Source organism: Streptomyces pilosus (genome assembly GCF_014649835.1).
In the GTDB taxonomy this organism is placed as follows: Bacteria; Actinomycetota; Actinomycetes; order Streptomycetales; family Streptomycetaceae; genus Streptomyces; species Streptomyces pilosus.
In genome coordinates this window covers 444,245-460,637 of record NZ_BMTU01000003.1, presented here as the reverse complement: position 1 = coordinate 460,637, position 16,393 = coordinate 444,245, and the positions used below count along the sequence as shown (strand labels likewise).

15 protein-coding genes and 1 tRNA gene are annotated in these 16,393 nt (G+C 70.4%); 3 read left to right on the top strand and 13 right to left on the bottom strand.

The features are described from left to right. Positions 1–5 precede the first annotated feature (5 nt). The 3 genes from grpE to IE118_RS10255 all read right to left on the bottom strand — a co-directional run bounded on the left by grpE (position 6) and on the right by IE118_RS10255 (position 3,643). Entirely contained in the window at positions 6–671 is a 666-nt protein-coding gene (grpE, locus tag IE118_RS10265) for a nucleotide exchange factor GrpE (protein ID WP_189557446.1), read from the bottom strand. Beyond that, positions 668–2,512 (bottom strand): molecular chaperone DnaK, encoded by a 1,845-nt coding sequence (gene dnaK / locus IE118_RS10260; RefSeq protein ID WP_189557445.1) that lies wholly within the window; start codon positions 2,510–2,512, stop codon positions 668–670. Before dnaK ends, grpE begins: the two co-directional genes overlap by 4 nt. Before the next feature lie 93 nt (positions 2,513–2,605). Beyond that, entirely contained in the window at positions 2,606–3,643 is a 1,038-nt protein-coding gene (locus tag IE118_RS10255; protein WP_189557444.1) for an MraY family glycosyltransferase, read from the bottom strand. A gap of 317 nt (positions 3,644–3,960) precedes the next feature. Between IE118_RS10255 and IE118_RS10250 the strand changes: the two genes are divergently transcribed. Next, positions 3,961–6,243, top strand: a complete 2,283-nt coding sequence (locus IE118_RS10250; RefSeq protein ID WP_189557443.1) for a (Fe-S)-binding protein — start codon at positions 3,961–3,963, stop codon at positions 6,241–6,243. 302 nt (positions 6,244–6,545) lie between these two features. Beyond that, the gene (locus tag IE118_RS10245) at positions 6,546–7,583 is read left to right on the top strand and encodes a Yip1 family protein (RefSeq protein WP_189557442.1); all 1,038 of its coding nucleotides are present in this window, start codon (positions 6,546–6,548) and stop codon (positions 7,581–7,583) included. Positions 7,584–7,662: 79 nt separating this feature from the next. Here the strand turns inward: IE118_RS10245 and IE118_RS10240 are convergent, their stop codons facing one another. Next, positions 7,663–8,160 (bottom strand): phosphoribosyltransferase, encoded by a 498-nt coding sequence (locus tag IE118_RS10240; RefSeq protein ID WP_189557441.1) that lies wholly within the window; start codon positions 8,158–8,160, stop codon positions 7,663–7,665. Then, the gene (gene dcd / locus IE118_RS10235) at positions 8,157–8,732 is read right to left on the bottom strand and encodes a dCTP deaminase (protein ID WP_189557440.1); all 576 of its coding nucleotides are present in this window, start codon (positions 8,730–8,732) and stop codon (positions 8,157–8,159) included. Before dcd ends, IE118_RS10240 begins: the two co-directional genes overlap by 4 nt. 509 nt (positions 8,733–9,241) lie before the next feature. Here dcd and IE118_RS10230 point away from each other — a divergent pair. Next, positions 9,242–9,315 (top strand) — tRNA-Gly (locus tag IE118_RS10230). A gap of 49 nt (positions 9,316–9,364) precedes the next feature. Here the strand turns inward: IE118_RS10230 and IE118_RS10225 are convergent. The 8 genes from IE118_RS10225 to IE118_RS10190 form a co-directional block, all read right to left on the bottom strand. Then, complete coding sequence (locus tag IE118_RS10225; RefSeq protein WP_308431831.1) at positions 9,365–9,568, bottom strand: hypothetical protein; 204 nt, start codon at positions 9,566–9,568, stop codon at positions 9,365–9,367. 90 nt (positions 9,569–9,658) lie between these two features. Then, positions 9,659–10,576, bottom strand: coding sequence for a response regulator (locus IE118_RS10220; RefSeq protein WP_229846744.1), 918 nt, complete (start codon positions 10,574–10,576; stop codon positions 9,659–9,661). 500 nt (positions 10,577–11,076) lie between these two features. After that, positions 11,077–11,520 (bottom strand): DNA-binding protein, encoded by a 444-nt coding sequence (locus IE118_RS34000; protein ID WP_229846743.1) that lies wholly within the window; start codon positions 11,518–11,520, stop codon positions 11,077–11,079. A 245-nt stretch (positions 11,521–11,765) separates the two neighbouring features. Then, on the bottom strand, positions 11,766–12,209 hold the full coding sequence (locus IE118_RS10210) for a PIN domain-containing protein (protein ID WP_189557438.1): 444 nt from the start codon (positions 12,207–12,209) through the stop codon (positions 11,766–11,768). Beyond that, complete coding sequence (locus IE118_RS10205) at positions 12,206–12,472, bottom strand: ribbon-helix-helix domain-containing protein (protein ID WP_189557437.1); 267 nt, start codon at positions 12,470–12,472, stop codon at positions 12,206–12,208. The genes IE118_RS10210 and IE118_RS10205 overlap by 4 nt, the downstream gene beginning before the upstream one ends. Before the next feature lie 246 nt (positions 12,473–12,718). Continuing rightward, entirely contained in the window at positions 12,719–15,022 is a 2,304-nt protein-coding gene (locus tag IE118_RS10200; protein WP_189557436.1) for a TOMM precursor leader peptide-binding protein, read from the bottom strand. Between the two features lie 24 nt (positions 15,023–15,046). After that, entirely contained in the window at positions 15,047–15,226 is a 180-nt protein-coding gene (locus IE118_RS10195) for a hypothetical protein (protein ID WP_189557435.1), read from the bottom strand. 142 nt (positions 15,227–15,368) lie between these two features. Next, on the bottom strand, positions 15,369–16,349 hold the full coding sequence (locus IE118_RS10190; RefSeq protein ID WP_189557434.1) for an ArsR/SmtB family transcription factor: 981 nt from the start codon (positions 16,347–16,349) through the stop codon (positions 15,369–15,371). Positions 16,350–16,393 lie beyond the last annotated feature (44 nt).

The window sequence follows — 16,393 nt, the reverse complement described above, 5'->3', positions numbered from 1 at the left end:
CCGCGTCAGCCCTCCTCGGGGCCACCGCTCTCCTTGTTCTCCGGACCGTCCTGCGCCTCGGTGCTCTCCTCGGCCGGCTTGACGGTCTGCGCGCCCGGCTGGGGCTCGGCGACCGCCACCCGCGCGGGGCGGATGGTGCGCTCGCCGATGCGATACCCCGGCTGGAGAATCGCCACGCAGGTCGTCTCCGTGACGTCCGGCGCGTAGCTGTGCATCAGCGCCTCGTGGATCGTCGGGTCGAAGGGCTCGCCCTCCTTGCCGAACTGCTGGAGGCCCAGCTTGGCCACCGTGGACTCCAGCGATTCCGCGACCGACTTGAAGCCGCCGACCAGCTCGCCGTGCTCGCGGGCGCGGCCGATGTCGTCGAGGACGGGCAGCAGCTCGGTCAGGAGGTTCGCCACGGCGACCTCCTTGACCGCGACGCGGTCCCGCTCGACCCGGCGGCGGTAGTTCTGGAACTCGGCCTGGAGGCGCTGGAGGTCCGCCGTGCGCTCGCCGAGCGCCGAGCGGGCCTGGTCCAGTTGCGCCACCAGGGCGGCGCTCTCACCCGTGTCCCCGGCCGGGGCCGCCTCCTCCTCGGAGGGTGCGGCGGCGGCCTTCGGCTCGGCTTCCTCGGAGGGGACGTCGGGCTGCTGCGACTGCTCGTCGAAGCCCGGGGTCTCCTCGGTCACGCCGCACCGTCCTTGCGGTCCTCGTCGACGATCTCGGCATCGACGACGTCGTCGTCCGCCTTCGCCTCACCGGCACCGGCGGACGCGCCACCGGCGGCCTGGGCGCCCTGGGCGTCGGCGTACATCGCCTGGCCCAGCTTCTGGGAGACGGCGGCGACCTTCTCCGTGGCGGTGCGGATCTCGGCGGTGTCCTCGCCCTTGAGCTTCTCCTTCAGCTCGGCGACGGCCTCCTCGACCTCGGTCTTGACCTCGCCGGGAACCTTGTCGGCGTTGTCGCTGAGGAACTTCTCCGTCTGGTAGACGAGCTGCTCGCCCTGGTTGCGGGACTCGGCGGCCTCGCGGCGGGCGTGGTCCTCCTCCGCGTACTTCTCGGCCTCCTGGCGCATCCGGTCGACCTCGTCCTTCGGCAGCGAGGAGCCGCCGGTGACGGTCATCTTCTGCTCCTTGCCGGTGCCGAGGTCCTTCGCCGTGACGTGCATGATGCCGTTGGCGTCGATGTCGAAGGACACCTCGATCTGCGGGACGCCACGCGGCGCCGGCGGCAGACCGGTCAGCTCGAACATCCCGAGCTTCTTGTTGTACGCGGCGATCTCGCGCTCGCCCTGGTAGACCTGGATCTGCACGGACGGCTGGTTGTCCTCGGCCGTGGTGAAGATCTCCGAGCGCTTGGTCGGGATCGTGGTGTTGCGCTCGATCAGCTTGGTCATGATGCCGCCCTTGGTCTCGATGCCGAGGGACAGCGGGGTGACGTCGAGCAGCAGGACGTCCTTGACCTCGCCCTTGAGCACACCGGCCTGGAGGGCGGCGCCGATGGAGACGACCTCGTCCGGGTTCACACCCTTGTTGGCCTCCTTGCCGCCGGTCAGCTCCTTGACGAGCTCGGCGACGGCGGGCATGCGGGTGGAGCCGCCGACGAGGACGACGTGGTCGATCTCGGACAGCTGGATGCCGGCGTCCTTGACCACGTTGTGGAACGGCGTCTTGCAGCGCTCGAGCAGGTCCGCGGTCAGCTGCTGGAACTGGGCGCGGGTCAGCTTCTCGTCGAGGTGCAGGGGGCCCTCGGCGGAGGCGGTGATGTAGGGGAGGTTGATCGTGGTCTCGGTGGACGAGGACAGCTCGATCTTCGCTTTCTCGGCGGCCTCGCGCAGGCGCTGGAGCGCCATCTTGTCCTTGGCCAGGTCCACGCCGTGCCCGGACTGGAACTGCTTGACCAGGTAGTCGACGACGCGCTGGTCCCAGTCGTCACCACCGAGGTTGTTGTCACCGTTGGTGGCCTTCACCTCGACGACACCGTCGCCGATCTCCAGCAGCGAGACGTCGAACGTACCGCCACCGAGGTCGAAGACCAGGATGACCTGCTCGTCCTTGTCCAGGCCGTACGCCAGGGCGGCGGCCGTGGGCTCGTTGACGATGCGCAGCACGTTCAGACCGGCGATCTCGCCGGCCTCCTTGGTGGCCTGGCGCTCGGCGTCGTTGAAGTACGCCGGGACGGTGATGACCGCGTCCGTGACCTTCTCGCCCAGGTACGACTCGGCGTCGCGCTTGAGCTTCTGCAGCACGAAGGCGCTGATCTGCTGCGGGTTGAAGGGCTTCCCGTCGAGCTCGATCTTCCAGTCGGTGCCCATGTGGCGCTTGACCGACCGGATGGTCCTGTCGACGTTGGTGACCGCCTGGCGCTTGGCCACCTCGCCGACCAGCACCTCGCCGTTCTTGGCGAAGGCGACGACGGACGGCGTGGTCCTGGCGCCCTCGGCGTTGGTGATGACGGTGGGCTCGCCGCCCTCCAGAACGCTGACGACGGAGTTAGTCGTGCCCAGGTCGATGCCGACCGCACGTGCCATTGTGATTCCTCCAGCTGACTTGAGTGGAACAGACTCAAGCATGCATGACGGCCGCCGCAGGGTCAACAGAGCTGAGTCGGCCGGACTCAACTCTTATCCGTTCCTTACACGCAACTGGCTTGTGACCTGCGCCGATTCACTGGAGGACCGCTGTCGGGCCCGGAAAGCGGGGGTGACGGGAACGCGGACGAGGGCGAGAACCGCCACGACGGCGGCCGCCGCCACCCACAGCACCGCACCCCCGGACATCCGTCCGGTGTGCACGCCCACCCCGACCAGTACCCCGCCCAGCGCGGCCACACCGGGCAGCACGGCCACCGCACGGGGAGCGATCCCCAGCCGGCGCAGCCGGTGCCCGAGGTGGTCCGGCCGCCGGCGGGTGAGCGGCCACCGGGCCAGCCGCCGGGCGAGCAGCACCAGCACGGCGTCCGCGCACACCACGGCGGTGAGCGCGAACAGCACGCCCGCACCCGGGCCGGCCTCCTGCCCCGCCCGGACGAACACCGCCGCTGCGGCGACGGTGAACCCCGTGAACAGCGAGCCGCCCGCCCCGAGCCCCGCCCGCGCGGGGTACCAGTTGTGCAGCAGGAACCCGGCGAGCGCGGCGGCCAGCACGCTCAGCAGCACCGCGACCCCGTCCATCAGCTCCGCCGCCGCGCAGGCCGCCACGGCGAACGCCGTCACCGTCCCCACCCCGCCGGCCAGCCCGTCGGCGTGGTCCAGCCCCCGGAACCCCGCGGCGACGGCCACGATCCACACCGCGGCGAGCACCCCGCCCGCCACCCCGGTCTCCCCGTACGGCACGACGAGCGCCGCCGCCACGGCCGTACCGGCGAGCGGGACCCACCACCGCAGCCGCCACACGTCCACGGCCAGCCCCAGCGCGCCCACCCAGGCGGCGGCGGTCAGCAGGCGCCCGACCCCGGTACCGAGCGGCGCGAGGCCCGCCGCGTCCCCGGCGGCCGCGACCAGCCCGGTGACCAGTGCGACGGCGGCTCCCCCGGACAGCGGCAGCGGCCTGCGCCGTCTGCGGTCCAGGATTCCCAGGCGCAGGGCGGGGGCCCGCAGCACCGCCGTGAGGAGGGCGGACAGCAGCAGGGCGGTGGCGGCGGCGGCGATCCCGTAGAGCACGGATATAAGTTAGGGGCGTATGGACCGATTTGGCGTGAATAACACGATCGGATCCCGGATGCCATCCGGGACACCCGTCCGGACGCCATCCGGGACCCCCGTCCGGGCGCCCGCCGGGTCGCCCACCGGGGTCACCCGGGTAGGCAACCCTCAGCGATTCAGATCACCCCGTGCCCGGCTACAGTGCGGCCGGAGATGGGGGTAGTCTCAAACGGACTGCATAAGTTACCGCTTAGTAATCTCGGGGAAGCCGTACCGGAGCCCCCGGGACCCCCCGGAATCCCTCTCGAAACCCCTCGCAGGCCCGAGGAGCCCCCATGCAACTCGCCGCGATCATCGTGTCGCTGGTCCTGACCGTGGTCGGCGTTGCGCTGCTCGCACGCGCGATCGGCCAGTTCGTCCGGTACTTCAAGCTGGGCCAGCCGGTCCCGGCCGGCGCCCGGACCGACAATCCCTACCAGCGCAGTGTGACCCTGGTGCGGGAGTTCCTCGGCCACACCCGCATGAACCGGTGGGGCATCGTCGGCATCGCCCACTGGTTCGTCGCCGTCGGCTTCCTGACCCTGCCGCCGACCCTCGCCCAGGCCTTCGGCCAGCTCTTCCAGGCCGACTGGGTGCTGCCGGTCATCGGCGGCTTCCTGCCGTTCGAGATGTACATCGAGTTCATCGGCGTCATGACCGTCATCGGCATCGCCGTCCTCATCGTCATCCGGCTGCTGAGCCTGCCGACGCGCCCCGGCCGCAAGTCCCGCTTCACCGGCTCCAAGTCCGGCCAGGCGTACTTCGTCGAGGCCGTCATCCTCACCATCGGCCTCGCCATCTACGTGCTGCGCGGCCTCGAGGGCGCCCTGCACCACGTGGACGGATACGAGCCCGCGTACTTCGCCTCGTACCCGCTGGTCCTCGCCTTCGACGGCCTGTCGGTCGAGACGCTGCAGAACCTGGTCTACCTGGTCGCCACGATCAAGATCGGGACCTCGTTCGTCTGGATGATCGTCGTCTCGCTCACCCTCAACATGGGTGTGGCCTGGCACCGCTTCCTCGCCTTCCCCAACATCTGGTTCAAGCGCGAGGCCGACGGCGGCACCGCCCTCGGCGCCCTCCAGCCGATGACCTCCGGCGGCAAGCCCATCGACTTCACCGACCCCGGTGACGACGACGTCTTCGGCGTCTCCCAGGTCGAGCAGTTCTCCTGGAAGGGCCTGCTGGACTTCTCCACCTGCACCGAGTGCGGCCGCTGCCAGTCGCAGTGCCCCGCCTGGAACACCGGCAAGCCCCTCTCCCCCAAGCTCCTGATCATGTCCCTGCGCGACCACGCGCACGCCAAGGCCCCCTACCTGCTGGCCGGCGGCGGCAAGACCATGGAGGGCGAGGAGAAGGCGTCCGAGGAGCAGCTCGCCGGCGTCCCCGCCGCCGCCCTCGCCGAGGCCGAGCGCCCCCTCATCGGCACCGCCGAGGAGAACGGCGTCATCGACCCCGACGTCCTGTGGTCCTGCACCACCTGCGGCGCCTGCGTCGAGCAGTGCCCGGTCGACATCGAGCACGTCGACCACATCGTCGACATGCGCCGCTACCAGGTCATGATCGAGTCCGCGTTCCCGTCCGAGGCGGGCACGATGCTCAAGAACCTGGAGAAGAAGGGCAACCCCTGGGGCCTGGCGAAGAAGCAGCGCCTGGAGTGGACCAAGGAGGTCGACTTCGAGGTCCCGGTCGTCGGCAAGGACATCGAGGACCTCTCCGAGGTCGAGTACCTGTACTGGGTCGGCTGCGCCGGCGCCCTGGAGGACCGCGCCAAGAAGACCACCAAGGCCTTCGCGGAGCTGCTCCACATCGCGGGCGTCAAGTTCGCCATCATGGGCGGCGACGAGAAGTGCACCGGCGACTCCGCCCGCCGCCTCGGCAACGAGCCCCTCTTCCAGGAGCTCGGCATGGAGAACGTCTCCGCGCTGAACATGGCCTTCGGCGAGGAGATGGACGACGAGGGCAACTTCACCGAGGAGTCGAAGAAGCCCAAGTCGGCGAAGAAGATCGTCGCCACCTGCCCGCACTGCCTCAACACCCTCGGCAACGAGTACCCGCAGCTCGGCGGCGACTACGAGGTCATCCACCACACCCAGCTGCTCCAGCACCTGGTGGACGAGGGCAAGCTCATCCCGGTCACCCCGGTCGAGGGCATCATCACCTACCACGACCCGTGCTACCTGGGCCGCCACAACAAGATCTACACGCCCCCGCGCGAGATCATCGGCAAGGTCCCGGGCCTGCGCAACGAGGAGATGCACCGCCACAAGGAACGCGGCTTCTGCTGCGGCGCCGGCGGCGCCCGGATGTGGATGGAGGAGCGGATCGGCAAGCGCATCAACAACGAGCGCGTCGACGAGGCCCTCGCCCTCAACCCGGACATCGTCTCCACCGCCTGCCCGTTCTGCCTCGTCATGCTGACCGACTCGGTCAACGGCAAGAAGAACGACGGCAAGGCCAAGGAGTCCATCCAGGTCGTCGACGTCGCCCAGCTGCTGCTGGAGTCCGTCAAGACGCCGGTCGACCCGGCCGGCGAGGAGGAGAGCGAGCCCGCTCCCGAGCCGGAGCCGGTGAAGTAGCGGCAGGCGAGTGCAGCGGAGGGGCCGTCCAGCCGGGCGGCCCCTCCACCGTGTTCACCCCCGTCCCGCCCCGCCCGCGCCCGCCCCTCTCCGCGGGTCCGCTCCCGCTGGTACCCGTGGGTTCGCGCCCGCTCGTCCCGTTCGGTTCGCGCCCGCTCGTCCCCGTTCGGTTCGCGCCCGCTCGTCCCCGCGGGTCCGCCCTCGCCCGCCCTCGCCTGTTCCCGCACGTCCCCCGCGCGGAGGACGCCTCCCTCCCCGTCCCCTCCGCACGACGGACACCCCGGCTGACGACCCCTTAGGGGATGTCACAGCTCGGCCGCAATGCCCCGCCCGAATGCCGGGGCCCGGCACGCGGCAGCCCGGGACCAGGTACGTTCGATGACGTGGCTGGATTCAGGATCGGACGCGGCCGTAACAACAACGGCGCTCCCAACGCGCGACCGCAACACCCCCCGCACGGGCAGCAGACGCCGCCGGGGCCGTCCTACGGCTACCCGCAGGCGCCACAGCCGCCCTCGTACGGACCGGGCGGCGGGGGCGGCAGCCCCTGGCCGCAGCCGCACGGCGGCCGCGGCGGACACGGGCACGGCGGGCACGGTGGGCACGGTGGTCCGGGCGGCTACGGCGAGCCGGAGTACTTCGGCGACGGCGCCTACCCTCCCGGCTCCCACGGCGCCCCCCACGACCCGTACGCGGCCAACAACCCGGGCCACACCCAGGCCTTCTCCGTCAACGACGACCCCTACACCCAGGGCGAGACCTACCACGCCGGCACGGCCCCGCACCCCGGCCCGGTCGGCCCCCGGCTGGGCTGGAAGGACCTGCTGAAGGGCATCGTCCTGTCCCCCGCGCAGACGTTCTTCCAGATGCGCGACTACGCGATGTGGGGCCCCGCCCTCGTCGTCACCTTCCTCTACGGCCTGCTCGCCGTCTTCGGCTTCGACGGCGCCCGCGAGGACGCCATCAACGCCACCCTGTCCAACGCGGTCCCGATCGTCCTGACGACGGCCGTCGCGCTGGTCCTCAGCGCCTTCATCCTCGGCGTGGTCACCCACACCCTGGCCCGCCAGCTCGGCGGCAACGGCGCCTGGCAGCCCACGGTCGGCCTCTCCATGCTGATCATGTCCATCACGGACGCGCCGCGCCTGGTCGTCGCCATGTTCGCCGGCGGCGACGCCTCCTTCGTCCAGCTCCTCGGCTGGGCGACCTGGGTGGCGGCCGGCGCCCTCCTCACGATCATGGTCAGCCGCTCCCACGACCTCCCCTGGCCGAAGGCCCTGGGCGCGTCGGCGATCCAGCTGGTCGCCCTGCTGTCGATCGTGAAGCTCGGCACGTTCTGACCTGCCGGCCACACGGCCACACGGCCACACGAAAAGGGCTCCCCTCGGGGAGCCCTTTCCGCATGACCACGGCCCGCCGTCAGGCGTCGAGCACCTGCCCGTCCCGCCGCACCACCGGCGGCTGGACGCTCCACGGGAAGTTGATCCACTCGTCGGTGCGCTTCCACACGTACTCGCACTTCACCAGCGACTGCGTCTTCTCGTAGATGACGGCGCTGCGCACCTCGGCGACGGCGTCGAGGCAGAAGTCGCGGACGAGCTTGAGCGTCTTGCCGGTGTCGGCGACGTCGTCGGCGATCAGCACCTTCTTGTCGGTGAAGTCGATGGCGTTGGGCACCGGCGCGAGCATGACGGGCATCTCGAGCGTGGTCCCGACCCCGGTGTAGAACTCGACGTTCACCAGGTGGATGTTCTTGCAGTCCAGGGCGTACGCCAGCCCGCCCGCCACGAACACCCCACCGCGCGCGATGCTCAGCACCACGTCCGGCTGGTAGCCGTCGTCGGCGATGGTCTGGGCGAGTTCACGGACGGCGACGCCGAACTGCTCGTAGCTGAGGTTCTCGCGCACGCCGCTCACACCTGCGTCCGGTGGAAGTTGAGGTACGACCGCGAGGCCGTCGGCCCCCGCTGCCCCTGGTACCGGGACCCGTAGCGCTCACTGCCGTACGGGTGCTCGGCCGGCGAGCTGAGCCGGAACATGCACAGCTGCCCGATCTTCATACCGGGCCACAGCTTGATGGGGAGCGTCGCGAGGTTGCTGAGCTCCAGCGTCACGTGCCCGGAGAACCCCGGGTCGATGAACCCGGCCGTGGAGTGCGTGACGAGCCCGAGCCGCCCGAGCGAGCTCTTGCCCTCCAGCCGTGACGCCAGGTCGACCGGCAGCGAGATGACCTCGTACGTACTGGCCAGCACGAACTCACCGGGGTGCAGGATGAACGGCTCGTCCCCCTCCGGCTCCACCAGCCGCGTCAGGTCCGACTGCTCCACCGACGGGTCGATGTGGGGGTACCGGTGATTCTCGAACACCCGGAAGAAGCGGTCGAGGCGTACGTCGATGCTGGAGGGCTGCACCATGGATTCGTCGTAGGGATCGATCCGCACCCGCCCGGCGTCGATCTCGGCCCGGATGTCCTTGTCTGAGAGAAGCACGCCCCGAGAATACGCAAGGCGCGCGGAACGCCCACAACCGGCCGCCCCGCGCGCCCGCGCCCTCTGCCTGTACCGCCCGGTCCCTACTGCCTCTGCAGGCTGACCGGCACGACACTGCGGAGCCGCGCACAGCGCGGACACCGCAAGAGCCGGCCGGGGCCGAGTCGCTCGGCCTGCTGCATCGGGAACGAGGTGGCGGTGAACACGTGCCCATCGGCACAGCGGACGACGGTGCGCTCCATCAAGTCCAAGAGTCCCTTCCCCAAGAACCGCGCCTGGCTTGCTGCCCTGACGACAAAAGCCACGTTACGGGATCAAAGGAACGACTCTCCAGGCGGCACCCCACACCCACACCGCCGCTCCACCGTACGCCCCGACGACTGCCCCCCGCAGCCGGATCCAATCCCTGAAACGCCATCAGGCCCCCGGGTTCTGAACACCGGGAGCCTGCCATGGGGTAGAGTGATCGAGCATCCGGACACCGCTCGCGGGCGGCGCCTGGATCGTGCGCGGGTGTAGTTTAATGGTAGAACATCAGCTTCCCAAGCTGAGAGCGCGAGTTCGATTCTCGTCACCCGCTCCATGAGGAAGGCCCAGGTCATCGACCCGGGCCTTTTTGCTGTCCGCTGTGATCACTCGTCGCGTGCCGGATCTGTGCCGGAACGCTTCTCGTCGGAGTGCTGGTGGATCACAGTCCGGGTCCCGGCCTCCGACTCGGTCTCGCCCTGGGCCCGTCGGCCGCTCATCCGCTCCGGCTCGGCCAGGCGGAACCGGACGCGCAGGGCGTCGACATCGTCGTCCCGGCGGCGGAGGCCGGCCAGATCCGCAGGTCGCATCGGGCCGTAGGCACCGGGGCACACCATGAGTCGCCACCGCACCCCCACCGCTTCGACCACCGTCGCCCCAGGCAGAGCCGAGCTGACGTCCTATTCCAGTCCGTCAACGGTGCGCTGCTGCTGTTGCCGGTACAGCTCGACGAAAACTGCAACTTTCGCCCGCAGGACCCACGGGTCGAAGGGTTTGGAAATATAGTCGACGGCTCCAGCCGCATACCCCCGGAAAGTGTAGTGCGGCCCATGTTTCTCGGCAGTGAGAAAGATAACGGGGATGCGGCGACTTCGAATGCGGCGTTTGACGTGCGCAGCTATCTCGAACCCATCCATACCTCTCTCCATCTCCGCGGACAAGAGAATGAGGGCTACCCCTTCGGTGGAGTCGAGGACACTCAGCGCTTGTTCACCCGAGCCGGCCTCGAGCAGATCATGGTTGAACGGCGCGAGAATCGCCCGTAGGGCCAGAAGGTTGTCAGGCCTGCTGTCGACCAGCAAGATTCGGGCAACCTTCGCCAGCGAGCTCCACTCGCCGCTCGCACCCTCCTCGTCGATGGCGGCCAACTGTCGTTCCAGCAGTTCACAGCGCTGCTCGGCTTCGAGACCACGGCTATTCGCTTCGTGCAGCTGCCTCTCCAGCTGCCGAACAATCGTCCTGAGCCGATCGCGCTCCGACGCCAGGCCGGCGAATTGCTTCTGGTACGCCTCAACCTCGGCCGTCAGCTCTCGGACCTGTCGACCTCTCTGCGCCTCTGCATAGCTGATCTGCACTTGCAGTTCAGCGATCCGCCGCTGGCGCTCCTGCAATGCCCCCGTGAGTACCTGCCGCTCGATAATCGCCGAACGAGCTTCTCTGTCCGCATCGGCGAGCTGGTCCTGCAGGAGAAGCACTGCATGGGCAGGGGAATTGCTGACTTTCAGCGCATTGCGATGCATATCTTTGACGACTGCGACAGCTTCTGGGGTCGGCGCGATTCCCCGAACCTCCGAAACATCGTTCAGCAGGTCCAGCACGAAATCCCAGGGTGGGATCCTCGCGCCACTCATGTAACGGGAGACGGCTCCAGGATCGCGACTGCGTCGGGCGGCATAACGACGCACTGAGACGTCCAGGCTCGCCAGCATGTCCCGCAGGGCCCCGCACAGCGCACGCACTTCGGTCGGTAGCCCCTCCGAAAGCGGCAGTAACTCCCCCACTCGCACCTCTCATGGACGTTGCCGAATCTCTGGCAACACTGTTGCGGATGGTGCAACGCCGAGCGCTGCCCGCACCGTTGACCCACCGCAACTCGGCGGACATGCAGAAAGGTACTGCGCAATGCGCCAGCGTCCACGGGGAATCGACTTGATCGTCTTCGTCTCGGTGCTCACGACTGGTCTTGGGCTCGTCGTGCTCGACGTACATCCCGAGGCCGTGGCGACCCTCGCTGTCGGGGTCCTGGGCCTCTACTCGGCCTGGGCTGGTAGTGGCCGGTCCGATCAGCCCTCCAGGCAGGAAACCGAGCACTAGCCGATCAGCCCTGGGAGGTCCACCCTGACGACGTCGTAGATGACCACGTGTGCGCACAGTGATCGCAGAGGTAGTCGACCGCATCGCGTCCCGCAACAGTCATCGGCCTGCCCGGACGGACTGCCTCGACAAGGCACCGAAGGCCCGGGAGGGTGTGAAGGGCCAGATGCTCTTTGCTTCCCGAGCTGAGGTGCAGGCCCGCTGCCCGCAGCAGGGCGGCAGCGGAGTGTGCGACGGCTCGGGTCACGGGCTCGACGCTCAGGCGGGACAGGGTCCACTTCAGTGCGGCGTCGTTGATCTTCGGATGGATCACCTCGACCAACACGGCCGCCGAGGTGATCACGGGCAGGTCCGCGTCGCGAGCCGCCGTCAGCCACTCATGGAGTTCCCGATCACGCTGTACGGCCTTCGCCAGGCCCTCGCTGTCCAGGACCAGGACACCGCTCACGCGGCCGCTCCGGCGTTCGTGCCGCCTCCGGTCAGCCGGGCACGCTTGGCCGCCACGGCCTCGGAATCGGCCGGACCGTGCACCTTGTCGAAGTCGTGTGGGTCGGGCGGCTACGTGCCGTCGGGCAGGGCTACGACCATGGCCTCGACGTTCTCGCACGCGGGTACGGGGGTCGACGTAGCCGGCTGAACACCGGTGACGGCTTCCGGAGTCTGCCTGGCCGCCTGTTCGCCCTCGTCGACATGTCAGATCGGGAGGTCGTCGGGGAGTACGCGGAAGGCCTTGTGGTGACCCAGGGGGCGTACGGCCCGGAAGTCACGGCGGTCGAGGGTGAGGACGGCGTCCGTGTCGTAGTCGGCGGCGAGTGCCACGTTGACCGCATCGGCGAGGTCGAGGTCGAGCGCACGGTAGCGGAGACGGACGGACTGCGCGGCGCCCAGGTGGGCCTCGGTGATCTCGGGCATGACCACACGCCCGCGGCTCATCCAGCGCCGGAGGTCGTCGACCGCTCCGAGGGCGGCCTCCCTGCCCAGTTCGCGTGTGGCGACGTGATCCAGTTCGGCCAGCAGCAGCGGGGACATGACCAGCAGGCCGGCCGCCATGATCGCCTCGTTGGCCGCCGTGTGTTCCGGGTGAGCCGAGTCCAGGGCAGCCATGAGACCGGATGTGTCGGCGATGACGATGATCATGCCGCGTTTCCGGGATCCGAGTCGGTCCTGCGGCGGACGGCGTCGGCGACCGTGTCACGGACCTCCGACTTGGACGGCGTGCGCCCCGTCCCTTCGTAGGTGCGCGAGAACAGCGGCTCGTCCCAGACCCTGTTCGCCATGGCCGCGAGGTGGATGCCCTGGCGGATGATCTCGGCCTCGCTTATGCCCCGGCGCTTCGCGGCCTCCTTGATGATCGCCAGGTCCGCGGGGTCGGCGTAGACGTTCGTGCGCTTCATGGACATGTACCAAAGGTAGTCCATGTACCAGTCGAGGGGCGGTGGCGGGTGGAAGGGCGGCTATGTGCTGGTGGAGGTACCAGGCGACGGCCAGGACGATCAGGAGGGACAGGGCGAACGCCCCGACGGTGGTCGTGGTGTCGTGGGAGTGGGGGGTGAGGGCCTGCATGTGAGGGCGGATACCCGGGGCGGGGGGGGGTGGCAGGCCCTCGGGGGCGGACGGGGCTCGCGAGGTCGGGCCCGGGTGCCGGGTCAGACGAAGAGGGGGATCGGGTTGAGGTGGTGCGGGGGGAGGGGGGTGGGGTGGCGGCCGAGGGCCACGGGGGTGTCGTAGAGGCGGCCGGGGGCCAGGCGGGGCCAGAAGGGGCGCATGCCGGGGACGACGACCTTGACCACCGGGACGGCCAGGTCCTCCCGGGTCTGGTCGAGGACCAGGAGGTCCATGCCGCGCTCGCGTACCAGGGTGGTGATCCGGGTGACGTCGTCCAGGAGGTCCGTGGTGGGGGTGTACGTCCAGTCCTCGGGGCGGCGGAGCGGGACCGCCGGGTCCGGGGTGACGTACGGCTGGGTGTCGAGGGTGGCGGTGCGCCACCAGTGGAGGGCGTCCGGGTCGTCGACGCGGTAGCCGGTGCCCCCGTCCGTGACGCCGGTGACGGCGGGGAGGAGCTGGCCCATCTCGGTCAGCGCGCGGCGCAGGGCGAGGCGGGGGTCGAAGTGGGCGCCGAAGCCGAAGACGATGTCCTCGGCGGGCTTGTCCGTACGGCGTGACAGGGCCGCCATGACGGGGATGCCGAAGTCGGAGGTGAGGTCGAGGACCCACACCGAGCGGCCGACGGTGCGGTAGCCGTCGACCAGTTCCGGCAGGTAGGTCTCGTCGAAGGCGTCGAGGTCCACGCCCGGCTGCCGGGTGCGGTTGTACCACCAGAGCGCCACGGCGTCCCGCTCCACCAGTTCCAGGAAGCCCTGGACGAGGGCGTCCTCGGGGCTGCTGCCGGCGGCGTTGCCGTTGGAGTCGGCCCACAGGCCGTCGGGGGACGCCTCGGGGGTGAAGTAGAGCATCGAGGTGGGGAGCAGCCGGTGCTCGTTCCCGGTCAGCGACCAGAGCGGGGTCCAGTCGGTGGGCCGGGTCCCGTCGAAGGGTTCGGGCACGTACTGGAAGCGTGAGCCGCTCGCGTTCCACCGGGCGCGTTCGGCGAACTGCCGCTCGCTGTAGAGCTGGCAGGTGTTGGGGTGCAGGGCCGCCGGGCCGAGGGCGCGCAGGGAGTCGCGGATCACCGGCTCGTCGCCGTGCCGGGTGCCGCTGTGCCGTTCCACCGCCTCGCACAGGGCGCTCACCCGGGCCTCGGTCTCGGTCAGGCCCTTGCCCCCGCTCAGGCTGCGCAGTCCGGCGCGCAGGCCGGCGAGCGAGCGGCCGGGCATGGCGAGGTTGTGGCCGGAGAGGTAGGTGTGCAGGAAGTCCGGGCTGCCGGGGGCGCGCCGGATCTCCTTGACGATGCCGGTGAGGGGGTCCACCAGGTGCCCGTGGCGGCGCAGCATCTGGGCCGGTGTCAGTGCGCGGTGGCCGTTGCCGGTTCCGCCGGTCTTGGGGCGTGACACCGGGGTGAACGGTGCCCGGACGCGTCGCCGGGTCGCGTCCGGGTCGCCGCAGGACGGGCACTGGGGGATGCGGGACACCGGGTGGGCGGTCGTGGTGAGCCGTGCGGTGTCCAGGACGCGCAGGGCCGACTGCTCGGGGCCGCGCAGTCCGCCGAGCCACTTGGCGGCCTCCAGTGCCGCCAGGTGCAGGGCGAGTGCGCGGACCACGGGCAGGGTCGCGGAGGGCAACGGCACCGGGCGGGGCCGTCCCAGCGTGTGCCGGAGGACTTCCTCCGAGTGGCGGTGGGCGCGCAGCCGGGAGGCCAGGCAGTGCCAGCAGGGGCCGTCGTCCGGCCGGAACACCGGCCCCACCCACGGGTCGGACCAGCCCAGCCGGACCGCCAGCCAGGCCGTGCCGGCGCGGCGGTGCGCCGCGTCGACGTCGGCGAGCCGCGGCGAGAGGAAGTCGTCGCAGAGCACCACGGACAGCTCGGCGGGTGCGTCCGGGCCGGTCACCGGGTTGAGTCCGGCGCCGCGCAGCGCCTCGCCCATCTCCTCCGGTCCGGTGCCGGTCAGCGGGACGACCCGCACCCGGGCGCGGGCGAGGGTGGCGGGTACGCGGCCGCCGTCCAGTCCCGCGAGGTCCCAGAAGGCCTCGGCGGCCGGGTCGGCCGGGGCGTGCGGGCCGCCGGTCGCCGGACCGTCGGCGGGATCCGCCGGCCGTACCCGCAGCAGCCCGGCCGACTCCATGGCCCGCAGGGAGCCGAGGGCCTCGTCGGCGGAGAGCGCCGAGGAGGCCTCCCGGAGGACGGCGGCCGTGCTGCGGCTGCCGTCCAGCAGGGGGACGAGCACTTCGGCGTGTTCTCCGCGCAGGGCGGTGACCCCGCTCTGGGAGACCAGGTAGACGCCCTGGTCCGGGGCCGGTTCGGGCCGTAAGTGGCTCTTGAAGCCCACCCGGTTCGCGTCATCGGTGACCGTCATGGTCGATTCCCCCCGTGTCACGGATCAGGCTCCGAGGTCCCCGTTCGCGGCCGGCGCGGGGGCGGGGTTCGCCGCCATGACGCAGATGGTGAACAGGGCGACGTGCTGCGGGGCCACGGTGTCCATGCTCTCGATCACGAGACCGGGGGTGGGGGTGGCCGTGCCGGACTCGGCAGTGTGGGGGCGCGTCACGATGTCGCTCATCGGTGCCTTGTCTCCTTGGTCGAAGCGTGTCGGTCGGTCGAACGTGCCTACGACGAGGATTGTGCGAAAGCGGGACAAGGGCCGAATAGTGGTGCCGTCACTGACCCGGTGTGAAGATGTCACGTCCCCGCGGGTCCGCTTTTCAGGCGGAACGGGCCTGCTGAGGGAAGGACAGGCCGGTGGGTCCAGCCGTGAACGGCGGGCCGGTGAGCAGCTGTCCGTCGAGCAGCGCCATGCCGAGCGGGGTGACGGTGTGCAGGGCGCTGCTGCCGACCCGTCTGGTGGTGATGAGGCCGGTCTCCCGCAGGACGGTGGCGTGCCGGCTGGCGACGCCCGGTGAGACGCCGAGCCGGGCGGCGAGTTCGGAGTTGGTGGAGGTGTCGGTCAGCACCCGCAGGGCGGCGGCCCGGGTCTGGCCGACCAGGGCGCTCAGGGCGCGGGATTCGCCGTCGTCCCCGGTGTCCCCGGCTTCGGGGAGCTCGTCCCAGCCGTCGACGAGGACCGGATCGGCGGCGAACACCAGCACGGTCTGCCCGCTGTCGCGTTCGCAGGCGACGACCCGTCCCGCCTCGCCGGGCAGGAACACGGAGGGCTTGAGGACCAGCCCCCGGCCGTCCAGGTGGATGTCCCGGTCGGGGCCGCCGTCGATCTCCAGGACGGGGGCCTTCCACCGTATTCGCGGATGCAGGGTGGACAGCAGGTGCTCCACGCCTCCGGTGGCGGCGATCCTGCCGTGCGCCGCGCACACCGCGTCCAGGCGTCCGCGCATGTGCTCCCAGTACGGGTACACCCCGGCGCGCCAGGCGGTGAGCGCGAGCCGGGTGACCTCCTGGACGCCGCCGTCGCCGTCGCCGCCCCGCCCGGCCAGTGCCGTTCCGTCGTGGCCGGTGCGCTCCAGCAGTCGCAGCAGCGGCTCGGCCGTCCGGTCGGGCCGCATCGACAGCACCGCGCGGGCGTTGCCGCGCAGCGAGGTGCGCAGGGCGACCCGCCAGCGGGTGTACGTGTCGCCCGATGACGGGTGTGTGAGCAGGCGCAGCGCGAAGACACCCTCGGTGAGCGGGCCCGTGCTGCTCCGCAGCCGGACGCGTGCGAAGTCGGTACCTGTGAAGTGGATCCGCTGCATCGATATCGCCCCGTCTGCCGGTGTCGTCTGCCTGTGTCGTCGTG